The sequence below is a fragment of the Tenacibaculum sp. L6 genome (assembly GCF_028823685.1).
Classification (GTDB): domain Bacteria; phylum Bacteroidota; class Bacteroidia; order Flavobacteriales; family Flavobacteriaceae; genus Polaribacter.
In genome coordinates, this window is record NZ_JAPEHZ010000010.1 from 1 (window position 1) to 18,652 (window position 18,652).

An 18,652-nucleotide genomic window follows, 5' to 3' on the forward strand; every position below is an offset into this window, starting at 1 on the left:
TTTCTTTTTATACGGATGATGTGCAGCAGTACTTTTCAAAAATTGAATGGGTTAAAGCTGATATTACCGAAACTCCTTCTTTAGAAACTGTTTTTAATAATGTAACAGAAGTTTATCACTGCGCTGCCTTAGTTTCTTTCAACCCAAAGGATTACAGAAAAATGCGTCAAGTCAATATTGAAGGAACTGCAAACCTTATCAATTTTTCTATTGATGCTGGCGTTAAAAAATTCTGTTTTGTAAGCTCTATCGCCGCTGTGGGGAATTCTATTAACGGAAAGCCAATTAATGAAGAAAACGAATGGTCTGATGCTGATGAAAATCACGGATATGCAATTACTAAATACGGCGCCGAAATGGAAGTGTGGAGAGGAAGTCAAGAAGGTTTAGAGGTCGTAATCGTGAACCCTGGTGTTATTTTAGGTAGTGGTTTTTGGAACGAAGGGTCAGGAAAAATGTTTACCCAAGTACATAATGGATTTAACTTTTATACCGAAGGTAAAACTGGATTTGTTAGCGTAAAAGATGTGGTAAAAGCAATGATAAACTTGATGAATTCTGACATAAAAAACGAACGTTATGTTCTAGTTTCAGAAAATAAATCGTTTCAAGAAGTATTTAATGCTATTGCTGATGGGTTACAGAAAAAAAGACCTTCTAAAAAAGTAGGAAAATTAGCAACTGCTGTTTTTTGGAGAATTGATTGGCTTATAACAAAACTTACAGGAAAAGAGCCTTTATTGACCAAAAACTCAGCTAAATCTGCTCATAACACCTCGTTTTATACTTCAAAAAAGATTATAGAACAACTTGATTTTGAATTTGAATCAATTAATGAAGTGATTTCAGAAACTTGTAAAGACTTTAGAAAATAGATTCTTATTTTACTTTCTCTAGTTCTTTATAATCTCTTTCTATTAATAACTCTTCAGGAACTTCTTTGAACACTCGCTTGTCATTTAAAACAGAATCTTTTAGTATTTTGTCTTTTCTTTTTATAGAGTCTTGCTCTTTTTTCATTTCTTTATAAAAAGTAGCTAAAGAGTCTATATTACGTTTTACCTTTTTTAAGATTTCTGTATATTCATCAACTTGTGAGGTGTAATAAACATTGCTAATATCAAAACGAGTGGTGTCTATTTTATATTTTTCATACACCAAAAACATGTAATTATCCTCTTGTTCTAAAAACTTATTTTTTTGATTTTTAGCGGAAGAAGCTATATACATATCAGTTAACAACAAAACCATCGAATCTTTCGAAATCAGATTTTCTGGCTTTTTATAAATCGTATTACTGGTACACGAAACTAAAAGTAAACCGATAAGTGTATAAGCTGCTTTTCTCATCTATCTGTTAAATAGTAATCGTTTTCCTTTAATTTCTTCGTTAAACGTTCCTTCGTTATACATAAGGTTTCCGTTTACAAAAGTATGTGTAATTTGGTTTGAAAATTCAACATCTTCAAAAGGAGACCATCCACACTTGTATAAAACATTGTCTTTGGTAACTGTCCATTTTTTATCAGCATCAACTAAAACCAAATCGGCATAAAAACCTTCTTTTATAAATCCTCTTTTTTCAATTTTGAAGATTTTTGCTGGATTGTGGCTCATTTTTTCTACTGCTTTTTCAATTGGCAGCACTCCTTCTTTCACCTTTTCTAAAACAGCAATAACCGCATGTTGTACTAACGGACCACCACTTGGCGCCTTGGTATATACGTTATCTTTTTCCTCTATCGTATGAGGTGCGTGGTCGGTTGCAATGATATCAATTCTATCATCTAACAACGCTTTCCATAATCCGTCTTTATCTTTTTGCGTTTTCACAGCTGGATTCCACTTAATAAGTGTTCCTTTTTTATCGTAATCAGCATCGGTAAACCACAAATGGTGCACACAAACTTCAGCAGTTATTTGCTTTTCTTCTAACGGAATATCATTTCTGAATAAATGCGTTTCTTTTTCTGTAGATAAATGGAAAATATGTAGGCGAGCTCCTGTTTTCTTAGCTAATTCAATTGCTTTTGATGATGATAAATAACATGCCTCTTCACTACGAATTAACGGGTGATATTTTACCGGAATATCATCTCCATATTTTGCTTGATACTCTTCTGTATTTTTTCTGATAGTTGCTTCATCTTCACAATGAACTGAAATTAACATATCTGTTGAAGAAAATATTTTTTCTAATACTTCTTCATTATCTACCAACATATTTCCTGTTGATGATCCTAAGAATAGTTTGATTCCAGCAACATCTTTCGGATTCGTTTTTAACAACTCCTCTAAATTATCATTCGTTCCTCCGAACATAAAAGAGTAATTAGCATAGGATGTTTTGCTAGCAATGTCAAACTTATCTGCTAACAATTCTTGAGTTGTTGCTTGCGGTACCGTATTTGGCATTTCAATAAAAGAAGTGATACCTCCAGCAATAGCTGCCTTACTTTCTGTTGCAATATTTGCTTTATGTGTTAATCCAGGCTCACGAAAATGTACCTGATCATCAATCATTCCTGGAATTAAGTATTTACCAGCAGCATCAATTACCTGCATATCATCAGCAGGTACAATGGTTTCATCTATCTTTTTAATAAATTCTCCTTCTAATAAAACATCGCCTTTAAAAACCTTGTTTTCATTAACGATTTGTGCATTTTTAATTAAAATTGATTGCATGTTGTTATTTTGGTAATCCGTTAATTCTCATTTTTATCACGCCAAAAACAGCTTCTTTGATAATTCCTTTGCTGAGTTTCGATTTTCCTAATACTCTGTCTGTGAAAATAACCGAAACTTCTTTTATATTAAATTGATGTTTCCAAGCTTTGTATTTCATTTCAATCTGAAATGCATAGCCTACAAATTTCACTTTATCTAACTTAATCGTTTCTAACACTTTTCTTTTATAGCATACAAAACCAGCGGTGGTATCATGAATTGGCATTCGTGTAATCAATCGTACATACTTTGATGCAAAATATGATAGCAACACTCTACTCATAGGCCAGTTTACTACATTTACCCCTACTGAATATCTTGATCCTATTGCTACATCGGCTCCTTCAATAGCACATTCGTTATACAATCGAATTAAATCGTTGGGGTTGTGTGAAAAATCGGCATCCATTTCAATAATGTAGTCATACTTCTTGGCAATGGCCCATTTGAATCCATGAATGTAGGCAGTACCTAAACCATTTTTTCCTTTTCTCTTTTCAATAAAAAGCTGACTAGGGAACTCTTGTTGTAAATTTTCTACGATTTCAGCAGTTCCATCAGGTGAGTTATCATCGACCACTAATACATGAAATGCCTTTTCTTGACTAAAAGTTGCTCGAATAATAGCTTCGATGTTTTCTTTTTCGTTATAAGTAGGGATTATGACTAAGGCGTCTGACTTCATGTAATTTTCATATAAATCAAGGCAAAGATACACTAATTTATTACTAATTTTGTTTTAATTAAAAGTATAAAAACAATTGCAAGCAATAGAGCGAATTATTAATGATAGTAGTTGGATAACCTTGGTTATTGTTACAGCAATTATATTGCTAGCCTTGATGAAACTACTTAAACCTACGCAATTATATGGTTACGTTGTTGCTTTTATTTCTCCTGGTTTTTTTCATAAAAGAATTGAAGAAGGAGATTCTTTTTTCACGCCTTTTAGGTTGTTTTTATTTTTCTTTTCTACGATTGTAATTTCCTTATTTTTATTCCAAGCTGTACTTGCAGAATTATACTCTCAAGGTTTTTTAGCTTTTCTTGGACTCTTTTTCTTTGTTACAACATACCTTGCAATACGAGTATTTTTAGATCATGTAATTGCTAATATTTTAGGATTAACACCTATAATCACCTATTTTTTATACACAAAATCAGGCTATTTGTATGTACTTTGTATATGGTTACTTCCTTTCATCATAGTGTATCAATATACATTTCCTAATAAACTATTCTTAATTTCCTCATTCTGTGCATTGCTTATTATTAGGGCTTTTTTAATATTAAACAATAATAAAAAGCTTGTGCTTAGTAAGTTGTTCTATTTTATTTTGTACTTTTGCACCCTTGAAATAGCACCGCTATTAATTCTTTATAAAACAACAACTACGTAATAAAGAGAATGTTTATGAAAGTGAAAACTATTTTAGTCTCTCAACCAAAACCAAAGACAGAAACTTCACCGTATTTCGACTTAGCCGAAAAACAAAAAGTAAAAGTTGACTTTCGCTCATTTATCCATGTCGAAGGAATTCCTGTGAAAGAGGTAAGAGCTCAAAAAGTAGATTTAAAAAACTACACTGCAATTATTTTAACTAGTAGAAATGCTGTTGATCACTTTTTTAGAATTGCAGAAGAAATGCGTTTTACAGTGCCTGATGACATGAAGTATTTTTGTCAATCTGAAGCAGTGGCTTACTACTTACAAAAGTATGTAGTTTACAGAAAACGTAAAATTTATGTTGGAAACAGAACGTTTCCTGAATTAACTAAATTAATTAAAAAGCATAAAGACGAAAAGTTCTTATTGCCTTCTTCTGACAAACTGAAAGATTTAATTCCAGAAGAGTTAAATAAGTTAGGAGTCGACTGGAAGCGTGCCGATTTATACCGCACAGTAGTAAGTGATTTATCTGACTTAGAAGATGTTTTTTATGACATTTTAGTATTCTTTAGCCCATCAGGAATTGATAGTTTATTTGAAAACTTCCCTGATTTCAAACAAAACGACACTAGAATCGCTGTATTTGGTAATTCAACTATTCAAGCTGTTGAAGATAGAGGTTTACGTGTAGATATCGCTGCACCAACACCTGAAACTCCTTCAATGACGATGGCTTTAGAAAAGTACATTAAAGAGACTAACAAAAAGTAAGTAAATTAATTTTTTACATACAACCAAGAGACTGTCTACAAAGGCAGTCTCTTTTGTTTTTAACAAATCATTGTAACCTAGGTAACATTTCAAGCATATTTATTTCATTAATTTTACGAAATAAATTTATTGCTATAATAATGAGGTTATTAATAGTTCCTATTGGAAAAAACCATAAACCTATTGAAGAAGAAATCATCGAATTAGAAACAAATTCAGAAGAAAGTATTTCTAAAGCTTTGCTTTCTGTAATGAAAGGTAAAAGATACTCAATTGAAATCTATAAAAATTTAAAGGATTTCCTTGTATTACACATAGATATAGAAACTGGAGTTTCTTTTTACGTTGAAAACAAACAAGAGCATAAATACGTTTTTGAAAAACACCCTTATGAAGATGCTATTGATTTAATTAAAATATATATTGCTCCTAATGGTAGCGAGAAACTAAAACAAATTTTTGTTAACCATAAAGAAAAATTAAAAAGACTAGAAAAAGAAAGGTATGATAAATGGAAAATAGAGTACCATATAAACCAGAAAAAAGAAAGGAAAAACAACATTATAAAATACTCAATCTTATTTATTATTCTTGGAGTTTTTTCATCAATTGTTTATTTAATATTTATAGATGAATTGAGGTTTATAGGTAGAAAAACTATTACGAAAAAAGGAGTTATTACTAAAACTGACTTTCATCACATTGGATCTGGGTATTATATGCAAACAGTAAAATATAAATTTGTATACAATGATATTTTTTATTCAGATGATTTTGAAGCTGGAAAGTTATTAGGCAAACAATATGTTGGAGACTCTGTGTTAATTAAATTTAGAGAAACTAACCCAACTGTTTCAAAATATATAAAAACTATATATGAATAAATACCTAGACATCATAAAAAACTCATACACTGGTTACTGGAACTACATTAAACAATCAGTACTAATGGAGTTGAACTGGGAAAATTATTTTTACGGATTAATTATTATTTCTCTAGTGGTATGGGGATTAGAAATTGTGTTTCCTTGGCGTAAAAATCAACCTTTATTTAGAAAAGATTTTTGGTTAGATACATTTTACATGTTCTTCAATTTCTTTTTACTAAACCTTATCGTACTTATTGCTTTGTCAAATACAGCAGAGCAGTTTTTTAATGATATTTTAGGTTTGGTTGGACTATCCGTTGCGAATTTTCAATTATTCGACATCAACACATTTCCTTATTGGGCTAGACTTTTCGTATTTTTTATCATTATTGATTTTGTTCAGTGGTTTACGCATACGTTATTGCATCGGTATGAATTTTTATGGAACTTCCACAAAGTACATCACTCAGTAAAACAAATGGGGTTTGCAGCACACCTTCGTTATCACTGGATGGAGCCTGTTGTTTACAACTCCATGAAATACATTCCGCTTGCAATTATGGGTGGGTTTACAGCACAAGATGTTGCTATTGTTCATTTTTTTAATATTACTATTGGTCATTTAAATCATGCCAATATTAATTGGGATTATGGTTGGTTAAAATATATTCTAAACAATCCAAGAATGCATATTTGGCATCATGCAAAAGAGCTTCCTGAAGATAGAAAAATGGGCGTAAATTTTGGCATCACACTAAGCATTTGGGATTATATTTTTAAAACAAACTACATTCCCTATAACGGGCGTGATATAGAACTAGGATTTGATGGAGATGAAGAATTTCCTAAAGATTTTATTCACCAAGAAATGTATCCGTTAGGAAAGAAATAGCATTTTCACAAATAGAAAAACTCAACAGGGTCTTTCATCGTTAAAAAGAGTAATTTTTAACGTATTTTAACTTAATCCTGGTGGGCTTTCTCTAAGTAGTTTGTTTCCAATTTGTATCTTTATCGCTTTTAATAATTAACAGATGAAGTACATAAAAATTCTATTCTTATTTATTGTCGTTCAAGTTACCGCACAACAAGGTGGTATGTGGATCCCTTCCCTTTTAGAAGGAATGAACGAGCAAGAAATGACTTCTTTAGGAAGTAAATTAACAGCAAAAGACATTTACGATGTAAACAACTCAAGTTTAAAAGATGCTATTGGGCATTTTAATGGAGGTTGTACTAGTGAAGTTATTTCTCCTGAAGGGTTAATATTAACCAATCACCACTGTGGTTTCGGAGAAATTCAATCGCACTCTTCTTTAGAAAATGATTACCTAAAAGATGGTTTTTGGGCTATGAGTAAGCAAGAAGAATTGCCTAACGAAAACTTATACATTGAGTTTATTGTTCGTATTGATGATGTAACTACTAAAGCGTTAAATGGAGTTGCTAATACAATGACCGAGCGCGAAAAGCAATCGACAATTGATAAAAACATCAATGAAATTCAAAAAACAGTACAAAAAGAAGCATGGCAAGGTGTTAAAGTAAAACCTTTTTATAAAGGAAACCAGTACTTCTTATTTGTTACTGAAAGATTTGATGACGTTCGTTTAGTTGGAGCGCCACCAAGTAGTATCGGAAAATTTGGTAGTGACACTGATAACTGGGTGTTCCCTCGCCATACGGGAGATTTTGCGTTATTCAGAATTTATGCTGATAAAAATAACCGTCCTGCTAAATACAGCAAAGACAACGTTCCTTACAAGCCAAAACACTTTTTACCAGTTTCTTTAGATGGAGTTGAAGAAGGTGATTTTACAATGGTTTTCGGGTTTCCTGGTACTACTAACGAGTACTTACCTGCTGTAGCTATTCAACATATTACGCAAGAATTTAACCCTAGTAATATTGCGATTAGAGAAGCTGCTTTAAAAGAAATTGATGCACAAATGAAAGCAAGTGATGCTGTTCGTATCAAATACGCATCAAAACAAGCTCGTATTGCAAATGCATGGAAAAAATGGATTGGAGAAAACTTAGGTATAAAAAAGAGTAATGCCATTGCTGAGCGTCAAGCTTTCGAAGCTACTTTCAAAAAAGCTTTAAAAGAAAAAGGATTAGAAGCTAGCTACGGAAATATTCTTCCAGAGTTTGAAAAATTATATGCTGATTTTGCTGAAATTAACATTAGAAGAAGAAACTTTATTGAAGTTTTCTTAGTAAACAACGAATTAATGCAAATGATGTTTAGAGCTTACCAATTAGAACAAGTAGCCTTAAACAAACCTGAAAGATTTGACGAAGCTAAAAACTCATACATCAACAGACTTAAAGGAATCCACAAAGACTTTGATGCCAATGTAGACAAAGGAGTATTTAGCAATGTAATGCCTTTATACAATCCTAAAAATGTAGACGCTTCTATCTACGAAAAAACAAGCTTCACTAACTTAGATAACGCTTTACAATTATTTGAAGGAAATGCTAAAAAGGTAGTGAAAAACTTAAATAAAGATGCTGCTTACCAGTATGCAAAACCTATGATTAAAGAGTTTTTCACCAAAATTGATCCTGAGTTCCAACAAAAAAACCAACCTATTACAGCGTTACAAAAAACGTATATGAAAGCATTAATGGAAGCATTACCAAATGCACGCTATTTTCCTGATGCTAATAGCACTTTACGTGTTACTTACGGTCAAGTTCGTGGATACTCTCCTAGAGATGCAGTATACTACAACCCCGTAAGTTATTTAGATGGTGTTATTGAAAAATATGTTCCTGGTGATTATGAGTTTGATGTACCTCAAAAGTTAATCGATTTATACGAGGCTAAAGATTTTGGACAGTACACCGATAAAAACGGAAAAGTACCTGTATGTTTCTTAGGAACCAACCACACAACTGGTGGTAACTCTGGTAGTCCAGCTATCGATGCTCACGGAAACTTAATCGGGTTAAACTTCGACCGTGTGTGGGAAGGTACGATGAGTGATATGAATTACGATCCTGAAATTTGTAGAAACATCATGGTGGATGCTCGTTATATTTTATTTATCATTGATAAATACGCCGGAGCAAAACATTTAATTGATGAAATGAAATTAGTACATCCTAAAAAGAAATAATTCTTCAATAGAACTCAACTAAAAAAACCGATGAAAATTTCATCGGTTTTTTTTCTACTCTCATTTTAACAACTATTTATATCGATTTTAAATATTCTTTCTTTGTTAAGTTCTTAACTTTAACAACGACCTAAACTGCAAAATCAATTTTTATGGAGCATGTTGTTATAATTGGTAATGGAATTTCTGGTGTTACCGCTGCAAGACACATTAGAAAATTATCAGACAAAAAAATCACCATTATTTCTGCTGAAACTGAAGAGTTCTTTTCAAGAACAGCATTAATGTATGTGTATATGGGGCACATGAAATTTGAGCATACAAAACCTTACGAATCATGGTTTTGGAAGAAAAACAACATCGAACTCAAAAAAGATTATGTTACCAAAATACATACACCAACCAAAGAAATTGAATTTAGCAACGGTGAAAAATTAGCTTATGATACATTAATCATCGCTACAGGCTCTAAACCTAATAAGTTTGGTTGGCCAGGGCAGGGTTTAGAGGGAGTAATGGGCATGTATCACAAACAAGACCTAGAGTCACTTGAAAAATATGCTCCAAATAATCAAATATGCAAAAGAGCGGTAATTGTTGGTGGTGGTTTAATTGGTATTGAACTTGCCGAAATGCTTCATAGTAGAAATATTCCTGTTACTTTTTTAGTTCGTGAAAAGAGTTTCTGGAATAAAGTTTTACCTCCAGAAGAATCAGCTATGATAAATCGTGAAATTTTAGAAAACCATATTGATTTGCGTTTAGGAGTGAATCTTAAAGAAATTAAAGCTGATGAAAACGGACATGTAAAATCTGTAATTATTGAAGAAACTGGTGAAGAAATCACTTGTAATGTTGTAGGATTAACCGCAGGAGTTTCTCCAAATATCGATTTTTTAAAAGGTTCAGAAATTGAACTTAGTAAAGGAGTTAAAGTAAATCGTTTTTTAGAAACCAACATCAAAGATATCTATGCTATTGGTGATTGTGCTGAACAACACGAAGCTATCGGGTTGCGACATCCTATTGAAGCCGTTTGGTATACGGGTAGAATGATGGGGGAAACAGTAGCACAAACTATTTGTGGTAATAAAACTCAATATAAACCCGGGCATTGGTTTAACTCTGCTAAATTTATTGATATCGAATATCAAACCTATGGTTGGGTATGGGCACAACCTAAAGAAAATGAGACTCATTTTTATTGGGAGCATAAAAATGGTAAAAAATGTATTCGATTAAATTACGATAAAAACACGCAAGAATTTATCGGAATAAACACTTTAGGAATACGTATGCGTCATGCCTTTTTTGATAAAGTTCTGACAGAAAAACGTTCTGTAACTTATGTATTAGAACATCTGGCAGACGCTAACTTTGACCCAGAATTTTATAAACTTCATGAACCAGAAATTGTGGCAAAATTCAACAAAGAAAACAATACTACTATTCAATTAAAAAAGAAAAGCTGGAAACGCATTTTTTAGCATTTAAACCTAACCGTAATGAAAGTAATACAAAACATAGGATTAAGCATCTTTTTACTTGGATTAAGTATTTTCGTTTCTCTCATTTTCTTAGGGAAATATGAACTTAGTTCAGAACTTTTTGAAAAAGTAATCTCTAATAAAGGCATCAAAAGTGAGCTTTTTATTAATGATATAAAGAATAATGTTGTTGGAAAAGAATTCACTAATCCTTTTTCATTTTCTTCTAAAATTACTTCTGCCTTGGAAATAGCTAATACTACTCACAAAGAAAATAGTGGATGGGATAAAGTTATTTGGAGTAAACCCCATAGTTTTTCTTATGAAATAGCAAAAGAAGCTGGAACTGGAATTGTAAAAGAAAATAAAAGTATTTTTTGGCTACTGACCTTCGGTTTAGGAATCATTGGTTCTTTATTATTTATCATTCCAACTGTAATTACCCAAGGACCTCCAGGTATTAAAAACAATGGCATTTGGTTGAATTCTTCCACTAAAAGAGGCTGGATTGGTTGGTTGGTTTTTTTGTTCTTAGTTACGTTTTACATACTTCTTTATTTCTTTCCAGATTATATAGTAAATTGGACATATGTTGTTGATCCAATCAACCAATATTTGAGTGGAAATTTAGCTTCTCAGTGGTTTTTGTACGGATTTCTGTATTGTGTGGTAATGATTGTAATGGCAATAAGAATGTATATTAAATACCGTCATAATAAATACCAAACCCTTAGAACAACATCTGTTTTATTCTTTCAAATTGTTTTTGCTTTTTTAATTCCAGAACTATTAGTTCGTTTTGAAAAACCTTGGTATGATTTTAAAAATGCTTTTCCGTTAGATTATGATTTCTTTTTTAGTTGGAATTTAGATCAGCTAATTGCTAACGGTGGCTTCGGGTTGTTCATTTTAGTTTGGGGAATTGTACTCACTTTAGTCATTGTTCCAGTTATGGTATATTTCTTCGGAAAACGTTGGTACTGTTCTTGGGTTTGTGGTTGTGGTGGATTAGCAGAAACTTTAGGAGATCCTTACCGACAACTATCAGACAAATCATTAAAAGCATGGAAATTTGAACGTTGGATAGTCCATGGAGTTCTTGTATTTGCCTTAATAATGACTGGCTTCACATTATATTCTTATTTTTCTGGAAGTCAAGAAGTATTAGGAATTAAAACGCAAACTATTCAAGATATTTATGGTTTCTTAATAGGGTCTATCTTTGCAGGTGTTATAGGTACAGGATTTTATCCAATTTTTGGTAACCGCGTTTGGTGTCGTTTTGGATGCCCGTTAGCTGCTTATTTAGGAATTGTACAACGTTTTAAATCTCGATTTAGAATTACTACCAATGGCGGGCAATGTATTTCTTGCGGAAATTGTTCTACGTATTGTGAACAAGGTATTGACGTACGTGCTTATGCTCAAAAAGGAGAAAACATAGTACGTGCTAGTTGTGTTGGTTGCGGAATTTGTTCGGCTGTTTGTCCTCGAGGTGTATTAAAACTAGAAAACGGACCAGAAAAAGGACGTATCAATCCCACAGAAATTTTACTTGGCAACGATGTAGACTTAATGAAACTGGTGAATAAAAAATAAATTTTATTCAATTCTAAAAACACAATACCTTGCAAGCTTTAAAATAGCAAATGAAACCTTTAATTAAAGTAATTATCCCCGCTTATAATGAACAAGATTCTATTGCTCTTGTTATAAACGACATTCCTTCTATAGTAGATGAAGTCATTGTAATTAGTAATAATTCAACTGACAATACCGAAGTTAATGCAAAAAATGCAGGAGCCACAGTACTTTCAGAAAATAGAAAAGGGTACGGATATGCTTGTTTAAAAGGAATGGAGTATGTTTCCTTAAAAAACGAAAAACCAGATATCATTGTTTTCTTAGATGGAGATTATTCTGATTACCCTGAACAACTCAACGAACTTGTTGAACCTATACTTAAAAACAATATAGATTTTGTAATAGGATCCCGAGTAAAACACTTGCGTGAATATGGCTCTATGACTCCACAACAAATTTTCGGCAACTGGTTAGCTACAACTTTAATGAAACTATTTTTTGGCGCTAAATTCACCGATTTGGGTCCGTTTAGAGCTATTAAATACGACAAACTATTAGCTTTACAAATGGAGGATAAAACCTACGGATGGACAGTTGAAATGCAATTAAAGGCCTTAAAACAAAAATTAAGTTATACTGAAATCCCTATGAAATACCGAAACAGAATAGGCGTTTCAAAAGTTTCAGGAACTGTAAAAGGTAGTATATTAGCTGGCGTTAAAATTTTAGGTTGGATTTTTAAATATAGCTTTAAATAATGGTCTTAGAATATACAATAATTACGCTATACACCATATCGCTAGTTCTTATTTTACTATATGCTTTAGCGCAATTTAACTTGCTGATAAATTATTTAAAAGCAAGAAAAAAACAAGACAACTCACCTAAATTTGATTTTTCAAATCCGAACGAAATTCCTTATGTAACCATACAATTACCCGTTTTTAATGAGTTGTATGTAATGGAACGCTTGCTAAATAATATAGCAAAACTTGAGTATCCCCGTGAAAAATTAGAAATTCAAGTACTGGATGACTCTACAGATGAATCGGTTGAAAATACTGCAAAACAAATAGCAGAACTTCAAAAAACAGGATTAGACATTCAACATATTAGACGAGAAAATCGTCAAGGATTTAAAGCTGGAGCTTTAAAAGAAGGGTTAAAAACTGCTAAAGGAGAGTTCATTGCTATTTTTGACGCAGATTTTTTACCTAAAGAAAACTGGTTGTTAGAAACGGTTCCTTATTTCAAGAATCCTAAAATTGGTGTGGTACAAACTCGTTGGGGACACATCAACAGAAACTATTCGACCTTAACAAAAATTCAAGCTTTTGCTTTAGATGCTCATTTTACTTTAGAACAAGTGGGGCGAAATAGTCAAGGGCATTTCATCAATTTTAATGGTACCGCTGGTATTTGGCGTAAAGAATGTATTTATGATGCAGGAAATTGGGAAGGAGATACCTTGACAGAAGATTTAGACCTAAGCTACCGCGCACAATTAAAAAACTGGAAATTCAAATACTTAGAAAATGTTGTAACTCCAGCTGAATTACCTGTGGTTATTAGTGCTGCTCGCTCACAACAATTTAGATGGAATAAAGGTGGAGCCGAAAATTTTCAAAAAATGCTAAAAAGGATCCTTACAAGCAAGAATATTCCTTTGAAAACTAAAATTCACGGAACTCTGCACCTTCTCAATAGTTCAATGTTTACTTGTATTTTTTTAGTAGCTATTTTAAGTATACCTATGTTGTATATTAAAAACGAATATCCACATTTAAAAATTTACTTTTTAGTGATGAGTTTCTTCATCATAAGCACACTGATTTTCTTTATTTGTTATTGGTTTATGTACAAGAAAACTTCTGGAGGAGGTATGTTGAACTTTATAAAATATATCGGAGCTTTTTTTGCCTTTTTCTCAGCTGCCATGGGGTTCTCTTTACACAATACAATTGCTGTTTTAGAAGGGCATTTAGGAAAGAAAAGTGAATTTGTTAGAACACCAAAATTCAATATTAAATCGTTAAAAGATAGTTGGAAAAACAACAAATACATCCGTAAAAAACCTTCGTTACATGTAATTATTGAAGGAGTATTAACCCTGTATTTTGCATTTGGAATGTATAGCGCTTTTATTGTTGGAAATAAAGGTGGTGATTTTGGAATGTTTCCTTTCCACTTAATGTTATTTGTTGGTTTTGGATATGTATTTTATAAATCTCTGTTTTCTAAGGCATAAATGTCTTTGCTAAAAAAATACAACGTACTTATACTAACATTTGTTAGTGTATGCTTTTATACCTTTTTTGCTTACTCTTTAGAGCGCACCGAGTTTTACAAACTACTAATTTTGTGGATTGGCTTATTTGGTTCTTTTTATTTTTTGCTACAAAACAAACAGATTTCTTTTAAATATTGGGTTGCTATTGCAATTCTTTTTAGGTTGGTATTCTTATTTGCTATACCTAATTTGTCGCAAGATTTTTATCGATTTATTTGGGATGGCCGTATGATTTTAGAAGGATTTAATCCGTATTTATCTTTACCTCAAACTTTAATTGAGCAAAACAACGCTCCTATTTTACAAGCAACAGAATTGTATAAGGGAATGGGACAATTAAACGGAAGTCATTATACTAATTATCCTCCCATTAATCAGTTGTGTTTTTTATTAGCAGCTTTGTTTTCAAAACACAGCATTTTGGGAAGTGTGATTGTGATGCGCCTCCTCATTATTTTAGCTGATATTGGAATTTTATACTTCGGAAAAAAGCTCTTAGAAAAATTACAACTACCCGTTCATAATATCTTTTTATATATTTTAAATCCTTTCGTAATTATAGAGTTTACTGGGAACTTACATTTTGAGCCTATAATGCTGTTTTTTGTAGTTTGGAGTTTGTACAAGCTGCAACAACAAAAATGGATTTGGGCAGGTGTTTTGTTAGCTTGTGCGGTTTCGGTAAAACTAATTCCCTTGATTTTCTTACCCTTGTTTTATCAATGGTTTGTAAAAAATGAAACGTCTTATACTGTCGGTATCAAAAAATTAATTGGTTTTTACACAGTTGTACTATTAACAATTGCCATAACCTTCCTTCCATTTTTCTCTCTTGAATTCATAGCCAATTATTCGAATTCTGTAGGACTTTGGTTTCGAAATTTCGAGTTTAATGCGAGCTTCTACTATATTGCAAGAGAAATAGGTTATTTGTTTAGAGGATACAATGAAATTGCTATTATAGGTAAAACAATCCCTCTTCTTACTGTTAGTTTTCTTTTGGTTCTTACTTTTTTTAGAAGAAATACATCTACTATGCAATTGATAACAGCAATGTTATTTGGTTTATCGTTCTACTATTTTGTAAGTACAACAATGCACCCTTGGTATATTGGTTCTCTTTTAATTTTATCAGTATTTACCAAATATCGTTTCCCTATAGTTTGGAGCTTTGTTATTATATTAAGTTATCAGGCTTACGCTAATATTCCGTGGAAGGAAAATCTTTGGCTAATTACCTTAGAATATGTGGTTTTATACTCTTTCCTAATTTGGGAATTGGACATAAAAAAACCCACTCAAAATTGAGTGGGAAAAATTGCTATGAAAAAGAAAAAGAAAGTGGTTTTTCAACCACAATTCAAAGATAAATAAGTTTTTCTTTTTTACAAATACTTTTTTAAAAATTTTTAATCTTTTTTTTACCCTTTACAAACCTTTGGTTAACACTTTGTGACTTTATTATCTTTCAGTTGATATTTTTCTTCACTTTCTGGACAAACAGCATATCCTTTTTCATCAAAATCTAAGCGATGCCCATATTCACTTATCCAACCAATTTGCTTAGAAGGATTCCCTACAACTAATGCATAGGGAGCAACTTCTTTTGTAACTACGGCTCCAGCACCAATAAAAGCATATTCTCCTATATTGTTACCGCAAACAATCGTTGCATTGGCACCTATGCTCGCACCTTTTTTTACAATGGTCTCTAAGTATTGATCTTGTCTTTTAATAGCGCTACGCGGATTAATAACATTCGTAAACACCATAGACGGACCTAAAAAAACATCGTCTTCGCAAATAACCCCTGTATAAATAGAAACATTGTTTTGAACTTTTACATTGCTACCCAAAACAACTTGTGGTGATACCACTACATTTTGACCTATATTACAATTATTCCCTATTATACAATTAGGCATTATATGACTAAAATGCCAAATTTTTGTTCCTTCTCCAATAGTACATCCGTCATCTATAACAGCTGTTTCGTGTGCAAAAAACGTGATCAACCTAAATGGTTGAGCTTTTAATTATTATTCAACTTTAAAAAGAATTGGTAAGGTATATTTTACTTTTACTTCTTTGTTGTTCTGCTTTCCTGGTTGAAACTGCGGAATTTTATTCACCACTCTATCCGTTTCCTTTTCTAATTTAGCGTGTGGCGCTCTAATTTGAATATTCGTAACGTTTCCTGATTTATCAATAATAAACTGTGTTAATATTTTATATTTTCCAGAACTTAATCCTACGTCTTGCGCAAGTACTGAATTAAAATTACGTTGTACATGTTGCTGAATTTTTCGTTCAAAACACTTTCTGTTTTCTTCTTCTGATAGTCCTTCACAGCCTTTAAATACTGGAGTACTTTGTACGTTGTTAATTGAAATTGGGTCCTCTGTTTTATCAATTATTTCTTCTTCTTTTTCCTGCGGAATTGCAGTTACATCTATCATAGGTTCATCAACAGGCATTTCAATTACCATAGTAATTTCAGTATCATTGTCTACTACTTTTGGTTTTTGAATTTCTTTAAGTACCTTTTTTTTCTTTGGATATTCCGTTACCTGTTCAACTCTTTTTAAAATAACAGGCTGTTTAAAGCTGTAAACGGGTTCGTACAACTCACTACTTGAGGGTTTTAAAACCGCTACTTCCTTTTCTGTTTCGTGCTCTAAAGCTAAAAAAACTATAAATAAAGTGAGTACTAAGCCTAACTGAGTAAAAATTGTTGAGAATTTTTCTAACTGCTTTCTAGCATGTTTTTTTGTTGTTTTCATAGTGCATTTATTTTAAATTACTAATCATCTAAAAACAAGAAACATGCCAATAAAAAAGCAATCCTGAATGGATTGCTTTTAAGTTTTTATAAGTAAGATAATTTACTACTCTACGTTAAATGTAATAGGTAATGTATAACCAACTCTTACTGGTCTACCTCTTTGTTTACCTGGTTGCATTTTAGGAATTTTTCTAGCTACTCTTTCAGCTTCTTGCTTTAACCTTGGGTGTGGAGCTCTTGCTGTTACGCTAGTAATAGAGCCATCTTTGTCAATCTTAAACTGAACATAGATTCTCTTTTTTCCTGGTGATAAACCTAATTCGTTTGCTAATTCAGCGTTAAAGTTACGTTGTACGTGCTTTTGTAATTGCTTATTTAAACAGTCTTTCTTTTGTTGTTTTGTACCAGTACATCCAGGAAATACAGGAACATCTTCAATAATAGCGAAAGGTACATCTTCTATTACTTCTTCTACCTCTTCTACCTCTTCGATGTCTTCAACAATGATTTCTTCAGATTCATCAGTTTCTGTAGATTCGATGATTGTTTCTTCTACTTCTTTTTCGTCTTCTACTACTTCAATTTTTTCAGGAGCTGGTGGTGGTGGCGTATTTGGTTTTGGTTTTGGTGGCTCAATTTGAAGCTCGATTGTTTCTTCTTCAATTTCAGAAGCCATATTTGCCATACCTAAGTCAGCATATTCTTTATCATATGTTTTATTTTCGATAGCAACATACGTTACAAATAAAGCAAAAACCAAACCTATTTGCATAAATAGCTTACTGTAATTTTCTAAGTTTGATTTTGGATTTTTCTTGATTTCCATCCTAAATGTTTTTAATAGTTCGCTAATTTAATTAATTTATTTCAACTTATACAAGCATAATCTTTAAATAGCCTCATTTTTCTTAAAAAAAGAATTATATGCAATAAAGGCTATTAAAATACCCGTCGTGTTTGCGATTACATCTAAAATCTCTCCTGATCGATGTGATGTGATTGTAACTTGTAGAGTCTCAATAATTATGCCGTAAAAAGAACAACAAAAAACTATTAAATATTTACTAATTTTTGTTGTTCTTAAGGCTATCAACCATACGAAGCTTAGTACAAAATAAGCAAAAGCATGCTTAATTTTATCTAAATGGTTTATCTGTATGGGTGATTTTCCTAGCTTTATTAAACTAAGAATAGCAATACCTAAAGTAATAAGTATTGCTATTGTTGTTAGTTTATCCTTTAATAAGCTCTTGATATTGTTCAGCACTTAATAAATCTGCTACTTGTGAATCGTCTGATAATTTTACTTTTACCATCCATCCTGCTCCGTAAGGATCAGAATTTATCAATTCTGGTTCATCTTCTAAAGCTTCGTTAAACTCTACTACTTCACCTGATAAAGGCATGAATAGATCTGAAACTGTTTTTACTGCTTCTACCGATCCGAAAACCTCTTCAGCTTCTAATGTTTCATCTAAAGTATCAACATCTACATATACGATGTCTCCTAACTCACCTTGTGCAAAATCAGTAATACCAATAGTTGCTACATCACCTTCTACCTTAACCCACTCGTGATCTTTGGTATACTTTAATTCTGATGGAATGTTCATTGTAA

The 18,652-nt window shown here is 32.0% G+C and carries 19 protein-coding genes; 11 read left to right on the forward strand and 8 right to left on the reverse strand.

The genetic code is table 11. From position 1 onward, the window contains the following. On the forward strand, positions 1-875 hold an 875-nt coding region (locus tag OU788_RS03410; RefSeq protein ID WP_274633852.1), incomplete at its 5' end, for an SDR family oxidoreductase. Between the two features lie 4 nt (positions 876-879). Here the strand turns inward: OU788_RS03410 and OU788_RS03415 are convergent. From OU788_RS03415 to OU788_RS03425, 3 genes are read right to left on the reverse strand one after another with little or no spacing between them, the layout of a single operon-like run. After that, positions 880-1,350 (reverse strand): DUF4296 domain-containing protein, encoded by a 471-nt coding sequence (locus OU788_RS03415; protein ID WP_274633853.1) that lies wholly within the window; start codon positions 1,348-1,350, stop codon positions 880-882. Next, positions 1,351-2,688, reverse strand: coding sequence for a dihydroorotase (locus OU788_RS03420; RefSeq protein WP_274633854.1), 1,338 nt, complete (start codon positions 2,686-2,688; stop codon positions 1,351-1,353). It lies immediately after the preceding gene. 4 nt (positions 2,689-2,692) lie between these two features. Then, a complete protein-coding gene (locus OU788_RS03425; RefSeq protein WP_274633855.1) occupies positions 2,693-3,415 on the reverse strand; it encodes a polyprenol monophosphomannose synthase in 723 nt (240 codons plus the stop codon). A gap of 76 nt (positions 3,416-3,491) precedes the next feature. Here OU788_RS03425 and OU788_RS03430 point away from each other — a divergent pair, with 76 nt between their 5' ends. The 10 genes from OU788_RS03430 to OU788_RS03475 all read left to right on the forward strand — a co-directional run bounded on the left by OU788_RS03430 (position 3,492) and on the right by OU788_RS03475 (position 15,557). Then, positions 3,492-4,130, forward strand: a complete 639-nt coding sequence (locus tag OU788_RS03430; RefSeq protein WP_274633856.1) for a DUF4271 domain-containing protein — start codon at positions 3,492-3,494, stop codon at positions 4,128-4,130. A gap of 14 nt (positions 4,131-4,144) precedes the next feature. Further along, complete coding sequence (locus OU788_RS03435) at positions 4,145-4,891, forward strand: uroporphyrinogen-III synthase (protein WP_274633857.1); 747 nt, start codon at positions 4,145-4,147, stop codon at positions 4,889-4,891. 140 nt (positions 4,892-5,031) lie between these two features. After that, a complete protein-coding gene (locus OU788_RS03440; RefSeq protein WP_274633858.1) occupies positions 5,032-5,775 on the forward strand; it encodes a hypothetical protein in 744 nt (247 codons plus the stop codon). After that, entirely contained in the window at positions 5,768-6,652 is an 885-nt protein-coding gene (locus OU788_RS03445) for a sterol desaturase family protein (protein WP_274633859.1), read from the forward strand. Before OU788_RS03440 ends, OU788_RS03445 begins: the two co-directional genes overlap by 8 nt. Before the next feature lie 142 nt (positions 6,653-6,794). Next, positions 6,795-8,888 carry a S46 family peptidase gene (locus OU788_RS03450; RefSeq protein ID WP_274633860.1) on the forward strand — a complete coding sequence of 698 codons (2,094 nt, stop codon included), beginning with the start codon at positions 6,795-6,797 and terminating at the stop codon, positions 8,886-8,888. A 152-nt stretch (positions 8,889-9,040) separates the two neighbouring features. Next, a complete protein-coding gene (locus OU788_RS03455) occupies positions 9,041-10,375 on the forward strand; it encodes an NAD(P)/FAD-dependent oxidoreductase (protein WP_274633861.1) in 1,335 nt (444 codons plus the stop codon). 18 nt (positions 10,376-10,393) lie between these two features. Beyond that, positions 10,394-11,974 (forward strand): 4Fe-4S binding protein, encoded by a 1,581-nt coding sequence (locus OU788_RS03460; protein WP_274633862.1) that lies wholly within the window; start codon positions 10,394-10,396, stop codon positions 11,972-11,974. A 50-nt stretch (positions 11,975-12,024) separates the two neighbouring features. After that, entirely contained in the window at positions 12,025-12,717 is a 693-nt protein-coding gene (locus OU788_RS03465) for a glycosyltransferase family 2 protein (protein WP_274633863.1), read from the forward strand. Then, positions 12,717-14,207, forward strand: a complete 1,491-nt coding sequence (locus tag OU788_RS03470) for a cellulose synthase family protein (RefSeq protein ID WP_274633864.1) — start codon at positions 12,717-12,719, stop codon at positions 14,205-14,207. Before OU788_RS03465 ends, OU788_RS03470 begins: the two co-directional genes overlap by 1 nt. Continuing rightward, positions 14,208-15,557: a mannosyltransferase gene (locus OU788_RS03475; RefSeq protein ID WP_274633865.1), complete on the forward strand. Its 1,350-nt coding sequence runs from the start codon at positions 14,208-14,210 to the stop codon at positions 15,555-15,557. It abuts the gene before it with no gap. Positions 15,558-15,691: 134 nt separating this feature from the next. Here OU788_RS03475 and OU788_RS03480 read toward each other — a convergent pair whose 3' ends face one another. The 5 genes from OU788_RS03480 to gcvH all read right to left on the reverse strand — a co-directional run bounded on the left by OU788_RS03480 (position 15,692) and on the right by gcvH (position 18,647). Next, on the reverse strand, positions 15,692-16,264 hold the full coding sequence (locus OU788_RS03480; protein WP_274633866.1) for an acyltransferase: 573 nt from the start codon (positions 16,262-16,264) through the stop codon (positions 15,692-15,694). Positions 16,265-16,288: 24 nt separating this feature from the next. Next, positions 16,289-17,032 carry an energy transducer TonB gene (locus tag OU788_RS03485; protein WP_274633867.1) on the reverse strand — a complete coding sequence of 248 codons (744 nt, stop codon included), beginning with the start codon at positions 17,030-17,032 and terminating at the stop codon, positions 16,289-16,291. Between the two features lie 105 nt (positions 17,033-17,137). Beyond that, positions 17,138-17,860, reverse strand: a complete 723-nt coding sequence (locus OU788_RS03490) for an energy transducer TonB (protein WP_274633868.1) — start codon at positions 17,858-17,860, stop codon at positions 17,138-17,140. A gap of 63 nt (positions 17,861-17,923) precedes the next feature. Continuing rightward, positions 17,924-18,301, reverse strand: coding sequence for a VanZ family protein (locus OU788_RS12965; RefSeq protein WP_446751474.1), 378 nt, complete (start codon positions 18,299-18,301; stop codon positions 17,924-17,926). After that, positions 18,267-18,647: a glycine cleavage system protein GcvH gene (gcvH, locus tag OU788_RS03495; RefSeq protein WP_274633869.1), complete on the reverse strand. Its 381-nt coding sequence runs from the start codon at positions 18,645-18,647 to the stop codon at positions 18,267-18,269. The genes OU788_RS12965 and gcvH overlap by 35 nt, the downstream gene beginning before the upstream one ends. Positions 18,648-18,652 lie beyond the last annotated feature (5 nt).

Excerpts from the sequence above, each read along its gene's own strand:
- OU788_RS03415 (WP_274633853.1), bottom strand. The coding sequence starts at position 1,350 with ATGAGAAAAGCAGCTTATACACTTATCGGTTTACTTTTAGTTTCGTGT.
- OU788_RS03420 (WP_274633854.1), bottom strand. The coding sequence starts at position 2,688 with ATGCAATCAATTTTAATTAAAAATGCACAAATCGTTAATGAAAACAAG.
- OU788_RS03425 (WP_274633855.1), bottom strand. The coding sequence starts at position 3,415 with ATGAAGTCAGACGCCTTAGTCATAATCCCTACTTATAACGAAAAAGAA.
- OU788_RS03435 (WP_274633857.1), top strand. The coding sequence starts at position 4,145 with ATGAAAGTGAAAACTATTTTAGTCTCTCAACCAAAACCAAAGACAGAA.
- OU788_RS03440 (WP_274633858.1), top strand. The coding sequence starts at position 5,032 with ATGAGGTTATTAATAGTTCCTATTGGAAAAAACCATAAACCTATTGAA.
- OU788_RS03445 (WP_274633859.1), top strand. The coding sequence starts at position 5,768 with ATGAATAAATACCTAGACATCATAAAAAACTCATACACTGGTTACTGG.
- OU788_RS03450 (WP_274633860.1), top strand. The coding sequence starts at position 6,795 with ATGAAGTACATAAAAATTCTATTCTTATTTATTGTCGTTCAAGTTACC.
- OU788_RS03455 (WP_274633861.1), top strand. The coding sequence starts at position 9,041 with ATGGAGCATGTTGTTATAATTGGTAATGGAATTTCTGGTGTTACCGCT.
- OU788_RS03460 (WP_274633862.1), top strand. The coding sequence starts at position 10,394 with ATGAAAGTAATACAAAACATAGGATTAAGCATCTTTTTACTTGGATTA.
- OU788_RS03465 (WP_274633863.1), top strand. The coding sequence starts at position 12,025 with ATGAAACCTTTAATTAAAGTAATTATCCCCGCTTATAATGAACAAGAT.
- OU788_RS03470 (WP_274633864.1), top strand. The coding sequence starts at position 12,717 with ATGGTCTTAGAATATACAATAATTACGCTATACACCATATCGCTAGTT.
- OU788_RS03475 (WP_274633865.1), top strand. The coding sequence starts at position 14,208 with ATGTCTTTGCTAAAAAAATACAACGTACTTATACTAACATTTGTTAGT.
- OU788_RS03485 (WP_274633867.1), bottom strand. The coding sequence starts at position 17,032 with ATGAAAACAACAAAAAAACATGCTAGAAAGCAGTTAGAAAAATTCTCA.
- OU788_RS03490 (WP_274633868.1), bottom strand. The coding sequence starts at position 17,860 with ATGGAAATCAAGAAAAATCCAAAATCAAACTTAGAAAATTACAGTAAG.
- gcvH (WP_274633869.1), bottom strand. The coding sequence starts at position 18,647 with ATGAACATTCCATCAGAATTAAAGTATACCAAAGATCACGAGTGGGTT.